At 63.6% G+C, this 17,718-nt stretch carries 30 protein-coding genes and 1 tRNA gene; 5 read left to right on the top strand and 26 right to left on the bottom strand.

Going from position 1 to position 17,718, the window contains the following annotated elements; translation table 11 throughout:
- Positions 1 to 2: 2 nt before the first annotated feature.
- The 22 genes from ACIQPR_RS43600 to ACIQPR_RS43495 form a co-directional block, all read right to left on the bottom strand.
- Positions 3 to 218, bottom strand: coding sequence for a hypothetical protein (locus ACIQPR_RS43600; RefSeq protein WP_403661367.1), 216 nt, complete (start codon positions 216 to 218; stop codon positions 3 to 5).
- A 12-nt stretch (positions 219 to 230) separates the two neighbouring features.
- On the bottom strand, positions 231 to 1,610 hold the full coding sequence (locus ACIQPR_RS43595; RefSeq protein ID WP_403661363.1) for a DUF3987 domain-containing protein: 1,380 nt from the start codon (positions 1,608 to 1,610) through the stop codon (positions 231 to 233).
- A 14-nt stretch (positions 1,611 to 1,624) separates the two neighbouring features.
- Positions 1,625 to 2,116 carry a hypothetical protein gene (locus ACIQPR_RS43590; protein WP_403661360.1) on the bottom strand — a complete coding sequence of 164 codons (492 nt, stop codon included), beginning with the start codon at positions 2,114 to 2,116 and terminating at the stop codon, positions 1,625 to 1,627.
- Between the two features lie 230 nt (positions 2,117 to 2,346).
- Positions 2,347 to 2,583 (bottom strand): hypothetical protein, encoded by a 237-nt coding sequence (locus ACIQPR_RS43585; protein WP_403661357.1) that lies wholly within the window; start codon positions 2,581 to 2,583, stop codon positions 2,347 to 2,349.
- Positions 2,580 to 2,927: a hypothetical protein gene (locus ACIQPR_RS43580; protein WP_403661354.1), complete on the bottom strand. Its 348-nt coding sequence runs from the start codon at positions 2,925 to 2,927 to the stop codon at positions 2,580 to 2,582. The genes ACIQPR_RS43585 and ACIQPR_RS43580 overlap by 4 nt, the downstream gene beginning before the upstream one ends.
- On the bottom strand, positions 2,924 to 3,289 hold the full coding sequence (locus ACIQPR_RS43575; RefSeq protein WP_403661351.1) for a histone-like nucleoid-structuring protein Lsr2: 366 nt from the start codon (positions 3,287 to 3,289) through the stop codon (positions 2,924 to 2,926). The genes ACIQPR_RS43580 and ACIQPR_RS43575 overlap by 4 nt, the downstream gene beginning before the upstream one ends.
- Before the next feature lie 3 nt (positions 3,290 to 3,292).
- The gene (locus ACIQPR_RS43570; protein ID WP_403661348.1) at positions 3,293 to 3,550 is read right to left on the bottom strand and encodes a hypothetical protein; all 258 of its coding nucleotides are present in this window, start codon (positions 3,548 to 3,550) and stop codon (positions 3,293 to 3,295) included.
- Positions 3,547 to 3,852 carry a hypothetical protein gene (locus ACIQPR_RS43565; protein ID WP_403661345.1) on the bottom strand — a complete coding sequence of 102 codons (306 nt, stop codon included), beginning with the start codon at positions 3,850 to 3,852 and terminating at the stop codon, positions 3,547 to 3,549. Before ACIQPR_RS43565 ends, ACIQPR_RS43570 begins: the two co-directional genes overlap by 4 nt.
- Positions 3,853 to 3,868: 16 nt before the next feature.
- A complete protein-coding gene (locus ACIQPR_RS43560; protein ID WP_403661342.1) occupies positions 3,869 to 4,102 on the bottom strand; it encodes a hypothetical protein in 234 nt (77 codons plus the stop codon).
- Entirely contained in the window at positions 4,102 to 4,602 is a 501-nt protein-coding gene (locus ACIQPR_RS43555; protein WP_403661339.1) for a hypothetical protein, read from the bottom strand. The genes ACIQPR_RS43560 and ACIQPR_RS43555 overlap by 1 nt, the downstream gene beginning before the upstream one ends.
- Before the next feature lie 71 nt (positions 4,603 to 4,673).
- Positions 4,674 to 5,126, bottom strand: coding sequence for a hypothetical protein (locus tag ACIQPR_RS43550; protein WP_403661336.1), 453 nt, complete (start codon positions 5,124 to 5,126; stop codon positions 4,674 to 4,676).
- Positions 5,127 to 5,194: 68 nt separating this feature from the next.
- On the bottom strand, positions 5,195 to 5,482 hold the full coding sequence (locus ACIQPR_RS43545) for a hypothetical protein (RefSeq protein ID WP_403661334.1): 288 nt from the start codon (positions 5,480 to 5,482) through the stop codon (positions 5,195 to 5,197).
- On the bottom strand, positions 5,479 to 5,928 hold the full coding sequence (locus tag ACIQPR_RS43540; RefSeq protein WP_403661331.1) for a hypothetical protein: 450 nt from the start codon (positions 5,926 to 5,928) through the stop codon (positions 5,479 to 5,481). The genes ACIQPR_RS43545 and ACIQPR_RS43540 overlap by 4 nt, the downstream gene beginning before the upstream one ends.
- 8 nt (positions 5,929 to 5,936) lie before the next feature.
- On the bottom strand, positions 5,937 to 6,365 hold the full coding sequence (locus ACIQPR_RS43535) for a hypothetical protein (RefSeq protein ID WP_403661328.1): 429 nt from the start codon (positions 6,363 to 6,365) through the stop codon (positions 5,937 to 5,939).
- Complete coding sequence (locus ACIQPR_RS43530) at positions 6,365 to 6,601, bottom strand: hypothetical protein (RefSeq protein WP_403661325.1); 237 nt, start codon at positions 6,599 to 6,601, stop codon at positions 6,365 to 6,367. Before ACIQPR_RS43530 ends, ACIQPR_RS43535 begins: the two co-directional genes overlap by 1 nt.
- A gap of 71 nt (positions 6,602 to 6,672) precedes the next feature.
- A complete protein-coding gene (locus tag ACIQPR_RS43525) occupies positions 6,673 to 6,906 on the bottom strand; it encodes a hypothetical protein (protein WP_403661322.1) in 234 nt (77 codons plus the stop codon).
- Positions 6,907 to 6,992: 86 nt separating this feature from the next.
- Positions 6,993 to 7,286 carry a hypothetical protein gene (locus ACIQPR_RS43520; protein ID WP_403661319.1) on the bottom strand — a complete coding sequence of 98 codons (294 nt, stop codon included), beginning with the start codon at positions 7,284 to 7,286 and terminating at the stop codon, positions 6,993 to 6,995.
- Positions 7,287 to 7,321: 35 nt separating this feature from the next.
- Positions 7,322 to 7,483, bottom strand: a complete 162-nt coding sequence (locus tag ACIQPR_RS43515) for a hypothetical protein (RefSeq protein WP_403661316.1) — start codon at positions 7,481 to 7,483, stop codon at positions 7,322 to 7,324.
- A 1,607-nt stretch (positions 7,484 to 9,090) separates the two neighbouring features.
- On the bottom strand, positions 9,091 to 9,324 hold the full coding sequence (locus ACIQPR_RS43510; RefSeq protein WP_403661313.1) for a DUF397 domain-containing protein: 234 nt from the start codon (positions 9,322 to 9,324) through the stop codon (positions 9,091 to 9,093).
- Positions 9,287 to 10,141 (bottom strand): helix-turn-helix domain-containing protein, encoded by an 855-nt coding sequence (locus ACIQPR_RS43505; RefSeq protein ID WP_403661310.1) that lies wholly within the window; start codon positions 10,139 to 10,141, stop codon positions 9,287 to 9,289. The genes ACIQPR_RS43510 and ACIQPR_RS43505 overlap by 38 nt, the downstream gene beginning before the upstream one ends.
- A 7-nt stretch (positions 10,142 to 10,148) precedes the next feature.
- The gene (locus ACIQPR_RS43500; RefSeq protein WP_403661307.1) at positions 10,149 to 10,673 is read right to left on the bottom strand and encodes a DUF6879 family protein; all 525 of its coding nucleotides are present in this window, start codon (positions 10,671 to 10,673) and stop codon (positions 10,149 to 10,151) included.
- The gene (locus ACIQPR_RS43495; RefSeq protein ID WP_403661304.1) at positions 10,645 to 11,052 is read right to left on the bottom strand and encodes a hypothetical protein; all 408 of its coding nucleotides are present in this window, start codon (positions 11,050 to 11,052) and stop codon (positions 10,645 to 10,647) included. The genes ACIQPR_RS43500 and ACIQPR_RS43495 overlap by 29 nt, the downstream gene beginning before the upstream one ends.
- A gap of 182 nt (positions 11,053 to 11,234) precedes the next feature.
- Here ACIQPR_RS43495 and ACIQPR_RS43490 point away from each other — a divergent pair, with 182 nt between their 5' ends.
- From ACIQPR_RS43490 to ACIQPR_RS43470, 5 genes are all read left to right on the top strand, one after another.
- A complete protein-coding gene (locus ACIQPR_RS43490; protein WP_403661301.1) occupies positions 11,235 to 11,612 on the top strand; it encodes a hypothetical protein in 378 nt (125 codons plus the stop codon).
- A 74-nt stretch (positions 11,613 to 11,686) separates the two neighbouring features.
- Positions 11,687 to 11,845: a hypothetical protein gene (locus tag ACIQPR_RS43485; protein ID WP_403661298.1), complete on the top strand. Its 159-nt coding sequence runs from the start codon at positions 11,687 to 11,689 to the stop codon at positions 11,843 to 11,845.
- A gap of 432 nt (positions 11,846 to 12,277) precedes the next feature.
- Positions 12,278 to 12,374: transfer RNA gene (locus tag ACIQPR_RS43480), tRNA-OTHER, on the top strand.
- A gap of 90 nt (positions 12,375 to 12,464) precedes the next feature.
- Entirely contained in the window at positions 12,465 to 12,905 is a 441-nt protein-coding gene (locus ACIQPR_RS43475) for a hypothetical protein (protein WP_403661295.1), read from the top strand.
- A gap of 76 nt (positions 12,906 to 12,981) precedes the next feature.
- Positions 12,982 to 13,413: a hypothetical protein gene (locus ACIQPR_RS43470; protein WP_403661292.1), complete on the top strand. Its 432-nt coding sequence runs from the start codon at positions 12,982 to 12,984 to the stop codon at positions 13,411 to 13,413.
- 272 nt (positions 13,414 to 13,685) lie between these two features.
- Here ACIQPR_RS43470 and ACIQPR_RS43465 read toward each other — a convergent pair whose 3' ends face one another.
- The 4 genes from ACIQPR_RS43465 to ACIQPR_RS43450 all read right to left on the bottom strand — a co-directional run bounded on the left by ACIQPR_RS43465 (position 13,686) and on the right by ACIQPR_RS43450 (position 17,578).
- A complete protein-coding gene (locus tag ACIQPR_RS43465; RefSeq protein ID WP_403661288.1) occupies positions 13,686 to 14,453 on the bottom strand; it encodes a hypothetical protein in 768 nt (255 codons plus the stop codon).
- A gap of 46 nt (positions 14,454 to 14,499) precedes the next feature.
- The gene (locus ACIQPR_RS43460; RefSeq protein ID WP_403661285.1) at positions 14,500 to 15,363 is read right to left on the bottom strand and encodes a hypothetical protein; all 864 of its coding nucleotides are present in this window, start codon (positions 15,361 to 15,363) and stop codon (positions 14,500 to 14,502) included.
- A gap of 388 nt (positions 15,364 to 15,751) precedes the next feature.
- Positions 15,752 to 16,258: a flavin reductase family protein gene (locus ACIQPR_RS43455; protein ID WP_403661282.1), complete on the bottom strand. Its 507-nt coding sequence runs from the start codon at positions 16,256 to 16,258 to the stop codon at positions 15,752 to 15,754.
- A gap of 144 nt (positions 16,259 to 16,402) precedes the next feature.
- Positions 16,403 to 17,578: an acyl-CoA dehydrogenase family protein gene (locus ACIQPR_RS43450; RefSeq protein ID WP_403661279.1), complete on the bottom strand. Its 1,176-nt coding sequence runs from the start codon at positions 17,576 to 17,578 to the stop codon at positions 16,403 to 16,405.
- Positions 17,579 to 17,718: the final 140 nt, after the last annotated feature.

The following is a 17,718-nucleotide window of genomic DNA, read 5'->3' as shown; positions in this document are numbered from 1 at the left end:
GCTCATGCACCCTCGGGTATCGAGCGGTCAAGGGCTAGAACCTTGTAGCCCCTGACACCTGCCTCATACCGGAAGCCGAAGCGCTCACCGAACCCAGCCTCCGTGACGTATTGCGCCCAGTACTTGACGCGCTCGCGGGCGGTGGAGATGTCGTCAACGGTTTCCCACTCTTCGACCCGCTTCGAGGGGCGGACGAAGATACCAGCACACTTGCTCATGGGCAGCGCTTTCTACAGCAGGCTCAAGATCGGATTGGTCACTGCAACAGGCTCAGTCGGAATCGCCACCTGGCGCTTCGGGCGCTTACGCGCCTTTCGCGGCCGAACGGCTTCGGACTCAACGATCCTAAGCACAGGCGCCGTCTCGGTCTCAACCTGCAAGGGCTTTCGTGACTCTTCGGTGACCTTCTCTGCCTCGGGGGTTATCAGCCGGTACATGATCGGCTTCGCTCCGCGACCGGGGGTATTCAGCTTCTCAACTTGGACATCGTCCATCTTGACAACGGCTTCCTTCAGCGCCGCCGCATTTATGCGAGTGCCCAGAGCACGCAGCAGGATCGTGCTGGACGCCTCTCCGCCATACCGGGCAAGGACATCGCGCACGAGTTCCTCGGTCGTCTTCATCGCCTTGGTCGACTGATCGGCAGCGTCGCGCACCAGCTTCTCGACCGACGTCATGGAGTAGGAGACGAAGGCCCACGCCGCCTTCACGGCCTTGAGGCTGATCCGGGTGCGCTTCTCCGAGGCCGTCAACACAGCAGCGACCCGGTAGACCTGCTCGGCGGAGCGCTCCATGTAGCTGGCCAGCAGCTCGGGCATCCCGGCAAGGCGCTCGTCGATGATGTCGCGGAGCTGGTCCCAGTACCGGCCGGCCTCGGCCGTGAAAGAGATGACACGCTCCTCGCTGATCGCCCAGCGGTAGTTCTCCTTGAGCGCGGGAACGGCCGGGTAGACCGGCTTCTGGTCGAAGGGCAGCTTCTTCGACTGCTCGACCAGCACCGGGAGCAAGCGGTTGAAAGATCCGCCTAGGGCCTTGGACGACGTGACCGAGGTCTTCCACTCCCCCGGCGTGATGTGTCCATGGAATCCCAGGAGTGGACGCGTCACTACGGTGAGCCCCTCCTTCTTCGTCCGGTTCGAAATGGGCTGACCGTCCCAGGCGGTACGGAAGACGCTCGCGAACTTCGGGCACCGCTTCTGCTGGGCGAGGGACTCCGACCACTCGTCCTCGATGAGGAGCCCGCGGCCGTCCATGCCTCCTTCGGTCCCCTTCGTGTCCAGCTCGTACTTGGCGAGCCAGCTCACGAGGGCCGGCCCGGAAGCGACCCCCTTCTCGGCGCGACCATCCAGGTAGCCGCCGATCAGGGGCGACAGGATGCCGCGAGAGGTACGGAGCGCGGTCCCCTTGGCACCTCGGGAGGAGAGACCGGCGAGGACCGTCCACACCACCACAGGACGCCCGGACTCCAGTCTCACCGAGCGGCTGATGGCCGACGAGTACAGCGACAGGGACGCGGCCCATACTCCGATGGGGTCCGCCTCACTGGTCGGCATCGCCGCCTCGACCGCCTTGCCCAGGGGGCCGTACTTCATCTCTTCGAACGTGCTCATTTCCTTCTCCTTTCTCACGCGCTCTTCGCGGCCAGCTGGGCGCCGCCGAGCGCTTCTGCGAACCAGAGCTTGAACTTCTGGCCGTGCTCGTCGCACAGGTCGTACTTGTCGCCGAAGATTTCGAGCGTCCCGACCGCTTCGACCTCTTCACCCTTCGAGTCGCAGGCGTCGCACATGCTCTGCTCGACCTCAATTACCTTCCTGGCCATGACAATTGCCCCCTCGGTGTCTTCGATCAGTTCATAAAACTCACGGACAGATTCCGGTATCTGTGACGTGTACCTGACAGTCGGAAATGGCTGTCGCATCTTCTTGGCGTCTTGGTACTTCACCCACTTAGGGACACAAGCCTTGATGCGTTTCTCGTACTGCTCGGCGATGTCGTCCAGGTAATCCCGCTTGCGCGCTGCGCCGTCGTAGTTGGGCATGTCGTACTTGTTCTCAGCCCAGTCGTAGGTCTCGGCGTGCTCAAGGCAGTCCCGATACCAGGGCTCAAGGTCCAGCATGATTCGAGCGTTGGCTATCGCTCGCCTGACTGCATTCGTGTGCTCGGTCTCCAACTCCTCATCCGTACGAAGGAATTGGTCCTTCTCCGTGCGTACGGAGAAGGTCTTTCCGGATACCGTGAGAGTCGTCTCACGGAAATTACTCGCCATCGAAACCCCCTTGAGAGTGCAAGCGCCCATAGAAAAAGGGCCGGGAACAAAGTTCCCGGCCCTCGCTAAAGGCGCTCGAATCAAACGGAGTTGGTGACCAACGCCCGTCGGCCGGCCTGCCACTCGGCGACGGCCCGCGCCACCAGGAGCCGGGCGACCTCACCCGGCGCCGCGTAGACGCCGGCCAGGTGCCCGCAGTCGTGGAACACGACTGTCAGAGCAGCGAAGCTCTCATCCCAGTCCGGCTTCGCGGCGGCAGCTTTGGCCCTGCCGCTCACCAAGGCGGAGTCGAAGCGGAAGTCCTTCACCGCGCTCACCGAGCATCGCCCGCCTTGGCCCTGGTGCTGCTGCTCACCTCGGCGGCAGCCCACCAACGAATGACGTTGTGATCGGCCGCCTCCCATACCGCCGAAGCGAGCGGGGACCTGGAAGCCTGCTCATCCAGAACCGCCATCACCGCGTCGTCGAAGTCCCTGTGGCTGGGGCTTTCGTCCAGCGTCCACACGGTCCGGACCTCCGCTTCGTGGCACTCGACCACGTCACCGCTCAGGGAGTCCAGCAGGAAGACACGCATGCCGTGCTGACCGGGATTCCACTCCAGCCCGATGGCCTTTCCGGCCTTCTCGGACGTCAGCCCGACAGCAAGATTCCGGTACGTCATAGTCCCTTCGCTTCCTTGTATGCCTTGACAACAGCCTGCGGAATACGTCCTCGTGTGCCGACGAAGTATCCGTTCTCACGACCCCACGCACGCATGTCCCTCATGAGCCTCGCGTGCTCCGCAGCCCGCTCCATCGCTTCACGGGACTGACGGGATAGCTCCTCCCAGTGAGCCCGCTCCTTCGCCCGACGCTCCTCTTCCTTCAGCTCTCGGGCGCGTTCAGTCTTATAAATATTCAGGACTTGAGGAAGGAATTTCCGCTCGATGAAATTCGTGTCCCATGGCCCTGTGGAGAACCAACGCTGCCTTTTGCACCAGGCAGCGACGTCTTCGAGATCTAGTTCTTCATCGGCTTCAAGCATCCCTCACCGATCCGGATCGAAATCATGTTCCTGTCGCAGATGATTCCCACGCCAGAGCCAGGCCTGATTGTTCATCCACGGCCATTCTTTCTCCGTGAAGGAACTTGAGAGCGCCTTGAACACCTCGCCGTGCTTGGCACACGTAACCGCAACGTGGCCGTATGCCACCCAATGAAGACGTCCCCCGTCCGAAGTCCAGCGCTTCGGCTCGGAGAACTCCTCGAAGGTCAGGGACATCAGAGATTCGGGAGACTCGCTCACGGCGTCCTCAGCCTCGCCCGCATCTGCTCCTGCCACTGAGGCCGAAGGTGACTCTTCACGTACTGCCGCGCCAACTGGTCCCGCCAGACGGAAGAAGCGCCCCACACCCAGAGCATGAGGCGTCCGGCCTCGTACGAGACCGTCACCGAACCCGAGTCCGCGTCACGGAACTTCTCGTAAAGCTCATTCCACTCGTCCGCCTGCTCGTTCAGCCACACCGTATCGGCCTTGGATCGCATGAAAGCGGCTACGGCGCCCGCGAAAAGTCCGGCCACTTCCGGCGATATCTGAAATTCCATCACTTACCTCTTGCTTCGCTCACTTGCTGTAGCTGGTCACCATGGACTTGATATAAGCGCGCGCCACGGGGCTCGCGCTCTGGGCGGTCTCGTTCATACCCTTCACCCATTCCGCGTCACCGCCGGAACGGCCGGGGTCGACGGTGTACTCAGTGATGTTCAGATCCTCGGCCCTCATCAATACGCCGTCGCGGAAGTACCACAGATAGGTTCCGTCATCCGGGTCCCGCTGAATTACGATCTCGATAGCCATTACGCAGCCTTCCGAATGTCGGTCCAGGCGTAGAGAGCAGTGGAGCCGGGAGTGCCGTTCTCAACGTCAATAACCCGCACGTAGAAGTAACCTGGGTACTGCTTCTTGAGCTGGGTGCGGAGGAAGCGCGTCGCGCGTTCCTCGGCTTCCGCCCCGTCCTTGCCGTCCGCAACGACGGTCCATTCGGGGTCCTCTATGACCTCGACAGCCGGTCCGTGGGCATCGATCGTGAACGTCCAGACACCTTGCGGCTCGTGGTGGTGCGGGTTGTCGCAGTCCTCGCCGTGGTCGGCAAGGATGCTTTCTGCGGTGCCGTCGTATCCATAGGCACGGAAGAGGCCGGAATAGGTAATGGCCTCGTCGCACCCGAGAGTGCAGGTGTAGTCCGTGATCAACTCGTGAGACAGGCCCGAATTCGTCCACGACTCCACAAATGCGTCAGCAGCGGCCAGCCTGCGCCTGTGCTGGTTGCGGACCTTCTTGGGGTACTTGCGGGACATGCCATTTCCTTTCTGCCGGTTACCCGTGGCGAACGGCCGGGAATTCCCGGCCGCCACCAAACAGGGACCGCTCAGACACAAACGGGCTCGCCCTGCTCCTGGTCCTGGGGCTCGTCGTCGCTCATGAAGTCGGCCCAGTCGTCGTTAGCGTCCGCCCACAACTGAGCGGCACCGTGGCGACCAGTCATCCTCAGCAACTCCACGAGCGGGGACAGTTCCATCACGCGGAAGTGGTTGGAGATGTCCCCGGCCAGCAAAGGGTCATCGAGCCTCTCCGCGAGGTTTTCGGCAGCAGCGACCATCAATTCCCGGCGCCGGTTCAGCATCAGCAGCTCGGCGACGCTCGCACGCAGTTCCTTCAGCTCGTCCTCAACGAGTGCGCTGTGCTGCGCAATCGTCGTGACGGTTTCAGCGACCGCCGTAACCCCCACGTGAAGGTGTGTCTGGGAGTGCACCAGCGCGCTCAGCGACACATCCCGCATCTTGCGGTGCTCAAGCCAGTGAGAGAAGAACGGAATACGCATGCCGAGTCCTTTCAGGCATGAAAAAAGACCAGGAGGTGTTTCCTGGCCTCGGATAAGGGAGTTGCTGTTCAGGCCTTCTCGACTGCGACCTTCGCCTCATCAAGCGTCAGGAACCTGTCGATATAGCTCAACAGGCCCTCGGTCACGGTCTCGTAGGCGTAGTAGTAGGTGCCCGAGACCTGCCGTCCCGAGAACACCCACTGCCCGTCATCCCAGCCGGAATCCCACTCAGACCTGATGATCCCGAGCGACTCCCCGTTGGGCTTGACTAGCCTCCAATTGCTGTCGTCCTCCTGGACCCACTCCGGGCCGCCGGCCTCGTCCTGCGGACCCGTCACGCTCTTCGTGTCGCTCACTTCTTGGCCTTCCTGCGGTAGAGGCGCTGGGTGGGCACGGTCACCTCGTCGCCCTGAATGAATTGGTACGACGCGCCGGTGATCTTCACGCGGGATTCGGTCTCCCCAAAGTCGATCACCCTGCACTTCACCTCGTGCGACCACAGGGACAGACCATTGGCGTAGTTCTCGACCACCGCCAGGTCGCCGGCCTCCAGGTACGCCGAGAGGTAGAGGTCAGGGAAGGCCAACAGGGACAGCCCCCACACCCGACCGTGCTCAGCACTCAGCACGACCTTCGGACCCCACACTCCTCGCCGGGTGTCGAAGTAGTGCCCCTCGAATACCAGGCCGGGGAAGAGCGGGTGACTCGGCTCCCGGACCTCGTTCACCTTGAAAGCAGAGCGGCCGGTGAAGAGCACGTTCCCGGCCTCGACTTCGTACGTCTCAAGCAGTTCGTGAGCCATGTCTTTCCCTAGTCGTACTGCGCGTAGCGCTTGATCTCTTCGGGCGTCATGCTGAAGCGGCACCAGCAGTCGAGAGGGTTGATCTCCCCACAACGCGGGTCAGGGCAGAAGCCCGCATCGATCACTACCGGCTTCGCGTCCTGGACAACGCGGGGGTAGGCGAACACGTACTTCCAGCTACCGCCGTCCCGCATCACCAGAACTTCGGCCTTGCGGTAGGAGCGCTCGAACGCGTTAATGGCCAGGCGCGCTGCCTCTTTCTCGTCCGTGCCCTCGTAGAGGTCCGTCTCCTTGCCGTCGAGAACGGATACCACGTTGATGATCAGGGGCCCGTACCCGTTCATGGTGGGGAAATCCGGGCTCGACTGGTCCATGTAGAGCTGCGAATCGACCCACGCAGCTTCGCTGTTGTCGTCCGCAGGGCTGTAGTCGAACATCACTCGCCACCGGGCCCGGGATAGGTGTTCTGGATGACGAGTTCCCATGCCTCGTTCAGGTCAGCGGTGGTGTCGTACTTGCGCAGAAAGACGTTCCCCCGAGCGTCCTCAGTAAGGATGATGGCTTCGAGCTGGTAGAGGCCGAACCAGGCAGCACCGCTGACGCTGTCACCGACCTCCTGCTCGGGCTGGAGGAAATACAGCTCCTCCGCTTCCTTGGATTCGAATTTGGACATGCGCGTCCTCTCCAACGGGACCGGCCCGCAGGTACTTTGGCTTACCTGCGGACCGATCTCGGACTCAACTTTTATGGCATGAAGAACTGTTGCGGGTCGGCCTGACCAAACATCCCGCCGTCCAACTGCCAGTCGAACCAAGCCAGCTGGTTGCGCTCGAACAGCAAGTCACTGATCAAACGCGCCGTGAACTTGTGCCAGTCCGCGGTGCCCTTGGACATGGCCACGTAGTCGTCACAGAGCTGGAGCGTGGTTCTCTTACGCAAGTGCTGTTCAAGCAACTGCGCATTCATGTGCTGTGCCATTACGGCCTTTCGCACTACACCGGTGTCACCCTGTCGCTTACCGGATTCCACCACACCCCGAAGGGCATGATGGAACTCGTCAAGTGTCAGTGCACTTCGGCGAGCCATGAGCATGCGGGCTGAAAACCCTGCTCGCAGTCGTCCGACTTGCTGTCGTTGAATCCGTCGTTGAAGGCGTTCACGTAGGTCACATGCCCGGCCTTGTCCACGACGAATGAATGACCGTGACCATTCCCCTGGCTGCTCGCGTCCCAGTAGCAGTTCACCGAGTCTTCCGTCTCACACGGCTTGAGCTGAGTGGAGCCGTGCCCGTAGGACACGCCTCCGACAAACGCAGCAGCAGACAGGAGCACGGACAGGACGATCCCGCGCTTACGCATGACAATTCCTTTCTGACTCAACTTTTCGGGCAGGGCTATGCCGCAGCCTTGACCTCGACGCGAGCGACGAGCCCACGAGTGATCAGACGCGCGGCCATCGTGCCGCGCTTCTTCGCCTTGCGCTTGTTGATCAGACGCTCACCGCGTCGCCCGTACACATCCGCACCATGGGCGCGCACGCTGTTGATCGAAGACATGGAAACCTCCCCGGACATGAACCAAGCGCACTGAGCGAATTCTCAGTGCGCATGGAGCCACTTCCGGCTTGGGGGCCGCCCGGCCAGCGTTCCGAGCGGTATCACGTACGGCACATCATCGTTGTGCGCCTGATTGGGTCACCCGTCCCTGCTCGCGCTCCCTGCTGTGCCCTTGACTCCACAGCCTTACTGCGCATTGGTCATTGCGTCGCGCCCCACAAGGGCGGCTCAAAGGTTCCTTAGGTGACCCGCTGGTTTTCCGGCCGCAGGCAGGGTGCTAGTCCTGCCTGCGCCTTCGTGTGGTGCGTGTCTTCCCCTACGCTTTCCCTCTACGTGTGTCTTTGGCTCACACGTTTCAGGCCGCCCTAGATATGCCGTCATTGCACATACCGAGAAACGGGTTCTCGCCCTCAGGATCGTTCGCCGAAGCGCACTCCTCCCCACACGGACGCCTGGATTACGGGCGCTTGCTAGGCGCCGGATGCCAGGTCCCTCTATTGAGTTCACAAGTAACCAGGGGTCCCTTTGCGCGGCCTATCGGCCAGCACCCACCGGGCATTCCTGCCCAGTGGAGCCGCGCGCCCTCACCCGCCGGTGAGTTCGCGGCCCCCGCTTTCGCGGGGGGTCGCTCCGGTCCCCTGCCCATGCACCCTGGATTGCGTGTCCGTGGACCACGTGTGTGATCCGAGCGCTTGAGCGGGTGTCGCGTCCTGCGCCCCAGGTGGGCGGCGCGTTCGGCGACAGGCAGAACATTGCCCCACCCGTGCTTCGGACTCAACTTTTCAGATCTGACGGTCCGTAGAGCAAAACGAATTAATTCTGACAGATAGCCCATAGATATTCGGGCATATAGGTACAGCCCTAGACAGATATGCGTGATGCGCGTCACATTCAAGCCCTATTTGGAATGCCCACAAAATAGGACAGGTCTAGACCGTGGTCTAAACCAATTCATCGAATGGCCTAAACCACATACGCCGTACGTAGAGATCTGACCGTTATAAAAACCGGCCTTTTGTAATCGATCTGCGCACCTAAGCGTTATTAATTCGTTGCCGAATCTCGAAGCCTGGCACGCGTTCGATGCGACGCAATGTGGGTCAATTCAGACAGCTAACGAGCCATCATATTTGCAATTCACTATTGCACTGTTTGCATTCGACTGCATACTGACCGGCTATTCAGTTGTGCGCTGCATGGACGTATTCAAGGAATGAAAGAATTCCCATTCAATTCATTCATTACCCAGCCGTGTTGGATACGGGGGTAATACTTGAATACATTCGAAAAGGACCCACCGGGGGTGCTGTCCTTCCAGCGTGTACATGTATGAAAGTTTCGAGGCTCTGTGCGTCCCGCACGCGGGCGCGAAGCGAACTCTACCACACCAGGTCCCAACTAGGCCTTTCTGAGCCCGTACAGCGACTCTCAGCGGCCCGGAGGCCGGCCAACCGGCCTCGTCGCCCCGTCGCCTACCCATCTCGAATGAATGAATTGGGACAGGAGACGTGATCCCCGTCTCACTCCGCCTCGCGCTCGTCCGGAACTCGGCAGATTGACACCGACATCTTTTTTGGCGGGGGTTGTATGCCCCCGCCGGTGTGGTGTCACACAGGAAACCTCTTCGTTGCCTCGATGAACGCAGTCCATGGATCGGAATGGAGGCTCAGATGACCATATTCTCTGTTCTTGGTGTCCCGGATTAGAACCTCAGCAGGGTCGTTATCAGCGACTTCCACGCAACTGTCGCTGGACGTGTACGAGCTGGTACGCCAATTGGCAATAATTGCCAATTTTGACCTCCTAGTCGGTGGGCATGTGATCAAAATGCTGGATAGCATTAAAGATTAGGTCACGGACTGCGGTCCCATAGACGGCGGAGCGCTGCAAAAGTGAGTAAGCCTTCGCGTACAGCTCGATTTCTCGGGGTTGAGTGACTGAGAATTCAGCCGAGTACGTCTCCACGAGGACGAGCCGGTCATCAAACATCGAGAACGAGTTGCCAGGCCAGATGTGGACAGGCGCAGACCGCGGAATGATGCCCAGGCTGAGGCGAGCCAGCCTCATGACTGCCAGGAGGCGGTCAAGCTGCCCCTTCATCACCTCCGCGCCCCCAAAGTTGGTGTACAACGCCTGCTCAGCAAGGAGGACGTTGAAGATTCGATCACCCTGGTACAGATACTGCTGCCGTTCGAGCCGCTTGGCTGTGGCTGCCTCGATGTCGTTGGGGATCTCGAAGAAGTCCACGACCTGCTCAAAGGTCGCCGCCGCATAGTCGGCGGTTTGGAGCGTCCCCCAGATGAGGGTGGGGTGCCAGATACGGAAGACCTTGGTTTTTGCGTACACGGGGATGGCCTTGCTCTGCCGGGTCTCCGCCCCGGTTTCAAGCTGGCGACGCCACTCAAGCCACAGCTCGTCAATGTGACGAACCGTGGCAATAAGGTCCTCAATCTGGTCAGGCCTGTTGGTCTTACTGCACCAGGTCCGGATGTCGGCTTCGCTGGCGTTCTGCTTCCCGTTCTCGATCCGGGAAACCTTTGACTCCTGCCACCCAGTGGCCAGCGCGAATGCCCGGCCGCTCGTGAAGCCCGCATCCTTACGGAATCCACGAAGCCGGGCACCCAACGCCTCACGTGCTTCTTGTGCTTGGTTGCTCACGGATGAGTCAGGGCTTGTACTCGGCGTGTGGGATGGCGAGAGACCAGAGCTGGTCACGTAGGCCGGCGCACTGGGTCACCACGTCCGCAGCCTCCACGATCTCTGAGCCCAGGACCCGCCCTTCAGGGTCGAAGTGGCCCACGGCGAGAAGACTGTCGTCGTACAACCACCAGTCGTTACCTGACAAGGGGAACGTGATCTCCTCGGGAAGCAGGTGCCGCGGCAGCCAGCGAATGTCCTCGCCCATCTCGATGTTGAGGTGGGTGAGCGAGTGTTCCCACCTGACGTATTGGCTGTGCGGCTCCGTCACGACACGGACGCGCCGAACTGCCTTGCCCTCACCCGTGACGCGCTTCATCAGAGTCGTCCAGGCGTCGAGCCACGCGTAGTCGTCGGGTTCGCCACGCTGCCATCGGGCGTACGGGGTGTCCTCGACCGGAGACCCGTAGTCGTCCCTCAGCTCCAGATGGAACGCATCCCGCTCGAACTGGTTGAACAGCTCGTCACGCTGCGCGGGAGTGATCAGGTCCACTGTCTTCCTCCAGTAGGGCCGCGATCGAGGACTTGGGTACCTCGATGCAGGTCTCATAGTCGGGCATACGCATCTGGCTGAGGGCCTCCGGGTCGTGCATTTCCGGGCCTTGGAGGACGCATGTTCCCTGCTCGGTGACAAGCATGATCGGGGCGGTGAACTTCTTGATCTCTCCGGAGGGCCGGCCGTCCTTCGTCAGGTGCTCGAACAGCTCGGTTGGTACCTCGATGACGGTCTGTCCGTCCGGCACGTCGAGCTGCATGAGCAGTTCGTTCGCGTACACCTTCCAGCCCTGGATGACGTAGCTGTCCTGGTCACTGGCGTACAGGGTGGGGCTGTCTCCGGGGGTGGAGTTCTTCCCAAGGAACCGTAGCTGCATGGCTGGTCTCCCGTCCGCTGTCTTGCTCCGGATTGCGCGACAACAAGATGTTGGCTGCGCCGTTCGACCCCGTCAATTGGCTTGCTGCAAACTGGCGCAATCTTCTTGGGGGTTGGGTGCCAACCCCTCTACGTTCGTCCTCGGACCCAGACCGCACAGGCGGCATCGAGGGGAGAAACGTGGTGGCAAGCATGACCGGAGAACGCTCAGTCGGAGAGGCCCAAGCCGGTTGCTTGCCTGTCCAGCTCGTTGCCAGCTTCTCCGACACCGTTGACAAGGTGCTGGCCATGGGGCTCAGCACCTCAAAGCGCGAGGACATCGACGCCCGGACGCACGAGTTGATCGGCTACATGACTCGGCTCCAAGGCGAGGACCTGGGTGAAGACCAGAGCCGAGACACCTTGAGACTTCTGGGCCTGGTGGAGAAGCACTTGGCGACGAGTAACCGGCCGTCGAAACGCACTCAGGCTCACGAAGCCTTCAACTACATGCACGACACTGCCGTGTTCGCGCGAGCCCTGCTCTTGGCGTACATGACGAACAAGGACTCGGCATCGTGAGGTCTCTCATACGCCATGTGCCTTACAAGATCACTAAGGACCCCGACGGGGAGACCACGCGACAGGCTCACTGCGTGTCTGGGGACAAGAAGGAGTGCGGCGCCAAATCCAAGGTGTTGGGCGGCGAACAAGCAGTCGCTGACTGGATGGCCGAGCACACCAAGGAAACCGGGCACGAACGCTATCAGCGGACGTTCCAGGACTACGCCCTCGTGAAGAAGGCGGAGCAGTGACACAGACCCCCGGGCAGTTGGCCCTCCGGCGACGCATGGACCGAATACGCGACTGCTTCGGGCAAGCGAGGGAAGCGCGCCAAATCCTGGCCGAGCGGGACGCCTCCGGGCAGTCCCCGGCCAAGGCGCCGGCCCTCTGCAACACCCCCTGAACGCCTCGTCCGTCCGTCCTCCCCCGTGGCGGATGGGCGAGGTACAAGCCCCTCCCCTCACTGGGAAAGCGCAACCGCTATCCGCCCCAGTGAGGGGAGGCCAGCGCCTAGAGAGACCAAGTGACCTGCCAGATACCGCAGGGTGGCTCATGTTCTGGCTGCCCAGAGTGCAACGTGGAAATTTTCCTCCCTGCTCAACAGCCCTACTTTGGCGCCGGCGAGCCCGGTGGAGACCAAGACGGGCATGAGCAGCCCAAAGAGCACCCGGAGTGAGGCACCTGCCCTCGTAGCTCAATAGGCAGAGCGCGGTTGCGTGTCGCTTTTAGTCGAACGGCCACGTCCAACCGAGGTTTCCGGTTCGAGCCCGGACGAGGGCACTGCTCGCTCTGGCCGCCTTTCGACGGTGGGAGATGGCTGGAGCGAGTCAGCAAGTGCAGATCAGTCCAGATGGAAGAAAGGACTTCCCGATGACTGTCGCACCGGAAATGCCGACCGTCACCCTGCGGCACGGCCGAGACCTCGTGTCGCCCGACCTGTTCGAGCGACTGGTCGGCTTCTGCGCCGAGGAGTACGCGCTGAAGCGCTTCATGGCCGAGCAGGTCATGAGCGAGGCCCTGGCGTTCCTGGACGTCATGGGGCGGACCGGTGAGGGCATGTCGCCCTCGCAGGCCGTCGACCCCGGGTGGCACACCTTCATGCTCCACTCCGAGGAGTACGCCGAGTTCTGCCAGACGCGCTACGGCCGGTTCATCCACCACGCCCCCAAGTCCCGCTACCGGGACAAGGCCACGATGGTCGACGTCGTGAGCAAGATCCGCGCCCACGGCTTCGTGGTCGACGACTCCCTCTGGGGCACCAAGGCCGACTGCAACGAACCGACCTGCTGCGGCGACGGCCCGTGCTGCTGATGCCGGGCGTTGTCAGTGGCAGCCACTAGAGTCCCGCCCTCACGGTCCGGACTCTAAGTACAAACAGGGAGTTTTCATGGCAACTGCCGAAGGAACCAAGGGCCAGGGACGGGTAACCGTCTTCTCCATGTTCGGGCCCGTCTTCGGCTACGCGACCACGCTCGTAGATGACCGGCAGGTTGCCTATGTGGGACCGCTGACCCCCGGCGTGGAATGGCGCCTGCTCTGGCGGATGGCAGACAAGTGCATGCGACCGCGAGACAGGTCGGAGTCCGAGCACGCCAAGTGGATCATCACGCAGGCCAACCGATCATTCATCACGGGCAGCGACGTTGTCGTGAAGCTCTCAGAAGCTGACTGGGTAATGGAGCCCAATGGCCGACGAGTGGAACTCGACGGGTCCTGGTCGAACCAGGACGTATTGGTTACCGGAAACCTCACGGTGCCGGCGCTCGCTGCCGAGCAGACCGCTCGCAAGTTCACCTACTGGCCGCACTACGCGGCGTGACGCCCCGACCACTCTCACTCTCGCAAAGGTCAAGTGGCCGAGGCGTCGGGCTCCCTATCTCCGTGAAAGGAGAGGAACACAATGAGCAGGGTATACACCGACGCAACGACGCCGGGGCCCGATCCACCGGGCGGCCCGCCGCCGAGGCGGAAGCCGGTGCAACAGGGCGAGCCGGGCTGAGCAGTCCTCGGGCTGAATGAATGAACTAGGCTCGGAGGCCAGGAGACCCCCCGCACTAGACCTGCGGGGGGCCTTCTGCATTTCCGGCCTGGCTAGACGGTCAGCGGCAGCATGCCGGCCGACTGCTCAGCAGGCTTGTGCCGGTAGTAAGTGGCGGCCGAGATTCCCAGGGTCTTGCAGACCGCGTCCACGGTCACCTTGCTGCCCTTTGCGGCGAGCGCCTTACGGGCCTGCTCGATCCGCTCCCCGAGAGAGGCCGGGCGAGGATCCCTCTCTACCTCGTGCAAGACCTCGTCCCAGCGGCCGTTCTCCAACTCGGCCGCGTTCACCAGCTCGACCGCGACGGTCGTCAAGGTGTCGCTCTGCTTCACCAGGGTCCGAGAGCGATCCACGAGAGAGGCAGCCGTCTCCGCCGTGAAGGCGTAGAGGACGGCCCGGAGGTCTTCCTTCTCCTCATCAGCCGACTTCGCCTGAGAGGGGGTCTCAGCCATGTGGATCAGGTGAGCGATCACGAGAGGAGGCATGAAGGAGACAGCCACCACCAGGAGAGCGGACGTCTCCATGTAGCCCAGCTCGATCAGGTGAGAGATCGCCTGCGCGCCCATGGCGAGGAGGAGTGCCATCGCTCCGCCGATGAGAGCGGTCCTCTCTCCGGGGAGTTTCATGGACCGCCGGTACCCGGATATGGCCCCGGCCCCGAGCGCGTAGACCGAGATGCACACAGGCATGGCCAGCGCGTACTTCTCGGACCATCCGGCAGACCGAGCCAACGCGATTTCTCCCGGGATGGAGAGGTACAGGGCGGCGAGGCAGGCCGCCGGGATGGCGACGCACAACACGGCCTTGATGTACCAGGGCACAGCTCTAGACATGAGTGTCCTTTCGAACGTGTTGGGGGGAGAGAACTCAGCTGGCGGCGACGAAGGCCGCTGCGCGGCCCAGCTCGGCCTTGCAGGCGCGGCAGATGCCTTGTTGGCCGAGAGGGAAGAGCACCTCACAGACCTCGCAGTGAGCCCGCTCGACGGGAGTCCTGGAAGGCAGCTGAGGGACAGACCTCACGGGCGTGAAGTTCGTCAGCCGGTGAGAGATCAGCCCCGGAACAGAGTCGATCTGTTCCGGGAGAGCAGTCGTGAGGCACTGAAGGATGTCCTCACTGCGGTAGGCCTCACGGAGCCACGGCACGACCTTGGGAGACAGGCGGGCTATCTCCTGGTCCGTGAGAGGCAGGCTCTTGTGAAGGCTCAGCCGCTCAAGGATCCGACGGCCCTCTCGGGCCATCTCGCGACCGATCTTGCGAAGGAACGCGTCCTCTTCCCCACCCCCCTTGGAGCCTTCGAGTGCCAAGGGAGCGGTCTGACTCGGGGGTGGGGTGGTGTTCTTCTCTTCTTCCGTCTTTCTCCCTATGGGAGAGCCGCCGAGAGCCTGACCAGCCGCTACGCCGACCGTCGGCAACCGGTCAGTCGGAGAGGCAGCAGACTCCGGGACGTCCGTGACGGTGGTGATGGTGACCCACCGTCCCGACTCGGGATCCTGCACCCGGGCTCGCTTGACGTAGCCAGCCTCGATCAGCTCGTTCATGGCGCGAGCGACCACACGCCGGCCGTTGGAGACCTGGGCGGCGATCTTCTCGACCGTCGCCCCCGTACCGTCAGGCAGGGAGAGGAGACGCGTCAGCAGACCGACGGCCTCAAGGGAGAGCCCTCCGTGCCGCGCGATCGTGTTTGGTATCTGGACATAGCCAGAGGCATGCTTGTTACGCTTGACGTGCATCGAAGATCTACGCCTCTTCGGTGTCATAGACCCCCCACCGAGGTTGCCGCCTCAGGGGGGTCACTTTTTTGCGGACGCGGTTGAGTCCGAAACGGACCGTAGCATGATCGGACGTCGACCCGTCAACCCCTTACTCCGCAACCTGCCGCACGGATCGCGCTCTGGACCGTCGCGGGCGCTCGGCGCCCTCGGGGAACGGCGCGAGAGGCCCCCTCCGGACGGAAGGGGCCTGTTTCGGCAGGTCAGGGGGTCACAGACACAGTGAACGGATAAGCAACCTTCGAGAACGTTGCCGAAGGGCCCGATGCCCAAGGGCATGAAACTCCCCAAGGGCGGCGGCAAGGCCCGCTGAGTCCCGGGCGCCCATGGGTCTTGAGGCCCGTGAGCCTCAGGCCAGCGTCCTGAACCCCCGGTCGTAATACACCATCGGGGACCCCTCCCCCAGTCGCACACCCGTCACCCGGCCGATCAGGACCGTATGGTCCCCGGCCGGGTGTCGTGCGTGTGCGGCGCAGTCCAGTTCGGACAGGGCCCGTTCGACCGTGGGCAGGCCTCCCGGGCTGAGGCCGAGGCCCTCGGACGCGAACTTGTCGGTGCCCTTCGTGGCGAAGCGCACGGCGAGCGGGCGGTGGGACGGGGCCAGCACGCTCACCGCGAAGCGGTCGCAGCGCTCGAAGGAGGGCGCCGAGTCCGCCGAGTTCGCCAGGCACACCAGGACCATCGGCGGCTCCAGCGACACCGAGCAGAAGGAACTGGCGGTGAATCCGCGGGGAGTTCCGTCCTCGCAGCACGTGGTCACGACCACGACACCGGAGGGGAAGCGGGCCATCGCCGCCCGGAAGTCCCCGGGCTCCACCGCGGTCTCGGCTTCCAGTACTTCCTGACGCTCCGTCATGACGGTGCACCACCTGTCGGGCCTCCGGGGAGGCCGTCGCGGGTTCGGCGGCCTCGGAAACGGCTCACCGACGGTGATCGAGATCGTCACCCGGGTTCAGATCGACTATGCGGCCCGCGCCCCCGACCGGCAACCGGGGCCGGTTCAGCGCACGGCCGCCGCCCGCTCCCCCTCCGCGCCGGACAGCGCCCAGGCACCGTAGGCCGCGCCCGTGGTCTCGAAGGAGAGGGCCACATGTGAGGCCGCGCTGTTCACGTCGCGCCAGAAGCGCTGCACGGGGTCGGCGGAGGACTGGCCGGAGGTGCCGCCGGCGCGGAAGACGCGGTCGACCGCCGAGACCAGCAGTTCCACCGCCAGCGCGAGATCGCGGGCGCCGCGGACCGCCGCCTCGCCCTCGGGGACGTGTTCCGTGCCGTCGGCCACCGCCGCCGTACGCAGGACGAGCAGTTCCGCTGCGTCCACCTCGGCGGCCGAGCGGGCCAGCGCGACCTGCGTGGCGGGCTTCTCGGCGACGGCCTGTCCCCTGCGGTCGACGCGCGCGCCGGCCCGTGCGATCCAGGCCCGCAGCGCGCCCCGGGCCGCGCCGACCAGCGGGGCGGCGAACGGCAGCGCGTTCACCGCGTGCATCGGGACGAGGTGGCAGCGCGCGTCCGAGGCGGGCGCCCGGCCCGCGTGCACGGCCGACCGGGACAGCGTCCGGTGCTCGGGCACGAAGGCGTCGGCGAGGAGGAGGGTGTCGCTGCCCGTTCCGCGCATTCCCACGGTGAACCAGCTGTCCTCGATGGTGAAGTCGGCCCTCGGTACGGCGAAGAACCGCACCTCGGGGCGCGCGTCGGGGTCCACAGGCCCCTCTGCGGGCACGGCCGCGCACGCGAGCGCCCAGTCGGCGAAGTGCACCCCGCTGATGTACTTCCACTCCCCGCTCAGCCGCCAGCCGCCCGCCACCGGTTCCGCCTTGCCGGAGGGCATGAGCGCGCCGGCGAGCAGCACGTCCGGGCCGTCCGCCCAGATGTCGTTCTGCCCCTCCTCGGGCAGGAAGGCGCCGTACCGCCCCGCGTAGGCGGCCAGCGAGGCGGCCCAGGCGGCCGAGGTGCAGCCCTCCCCCACCAGGCCGACCGCGGCGGTCACCTCGGCGAAACCACCGGCCTCGCCGCCATGGGCCCGCGGTACGAAGTGCCGGGCGAAGCCCGCGTCCCGTACCGCCTCGACCACCTGCGGCGAGAGCCGCCGGGCGGTCTCCGCCTCCTCCGCGCACCGCGCCGCGATCTCGGCGACCATCGGCGCCCGGGTCACGATCGTCGACTTGTCGACTGCCGGCATCCTGCTCTCCACTGCCCACCACTTCCGTCGGGAACGGCGACAGTGTCCCGGCCCCGGCCCGCCCGCACCCGGACCCCGGGCCGTGACCGGCCGACGGTCACCCGCCCGGCACGGAAAAGGGGCGCCCGAACACCCGGAGC

This window comes from Streptomyces sp. NPDC091280, assembly GCF_044768565.1.
GTDB lineage: Bacteria > Actinomycetota > Actinomycetes > Streptomycetales > Streptomycetaceae > Streptomyces.
Note: the sequence above shows the minus strand (reverse complement) of the source record. Positions and strands in the feature narration are given on the sequence as shown.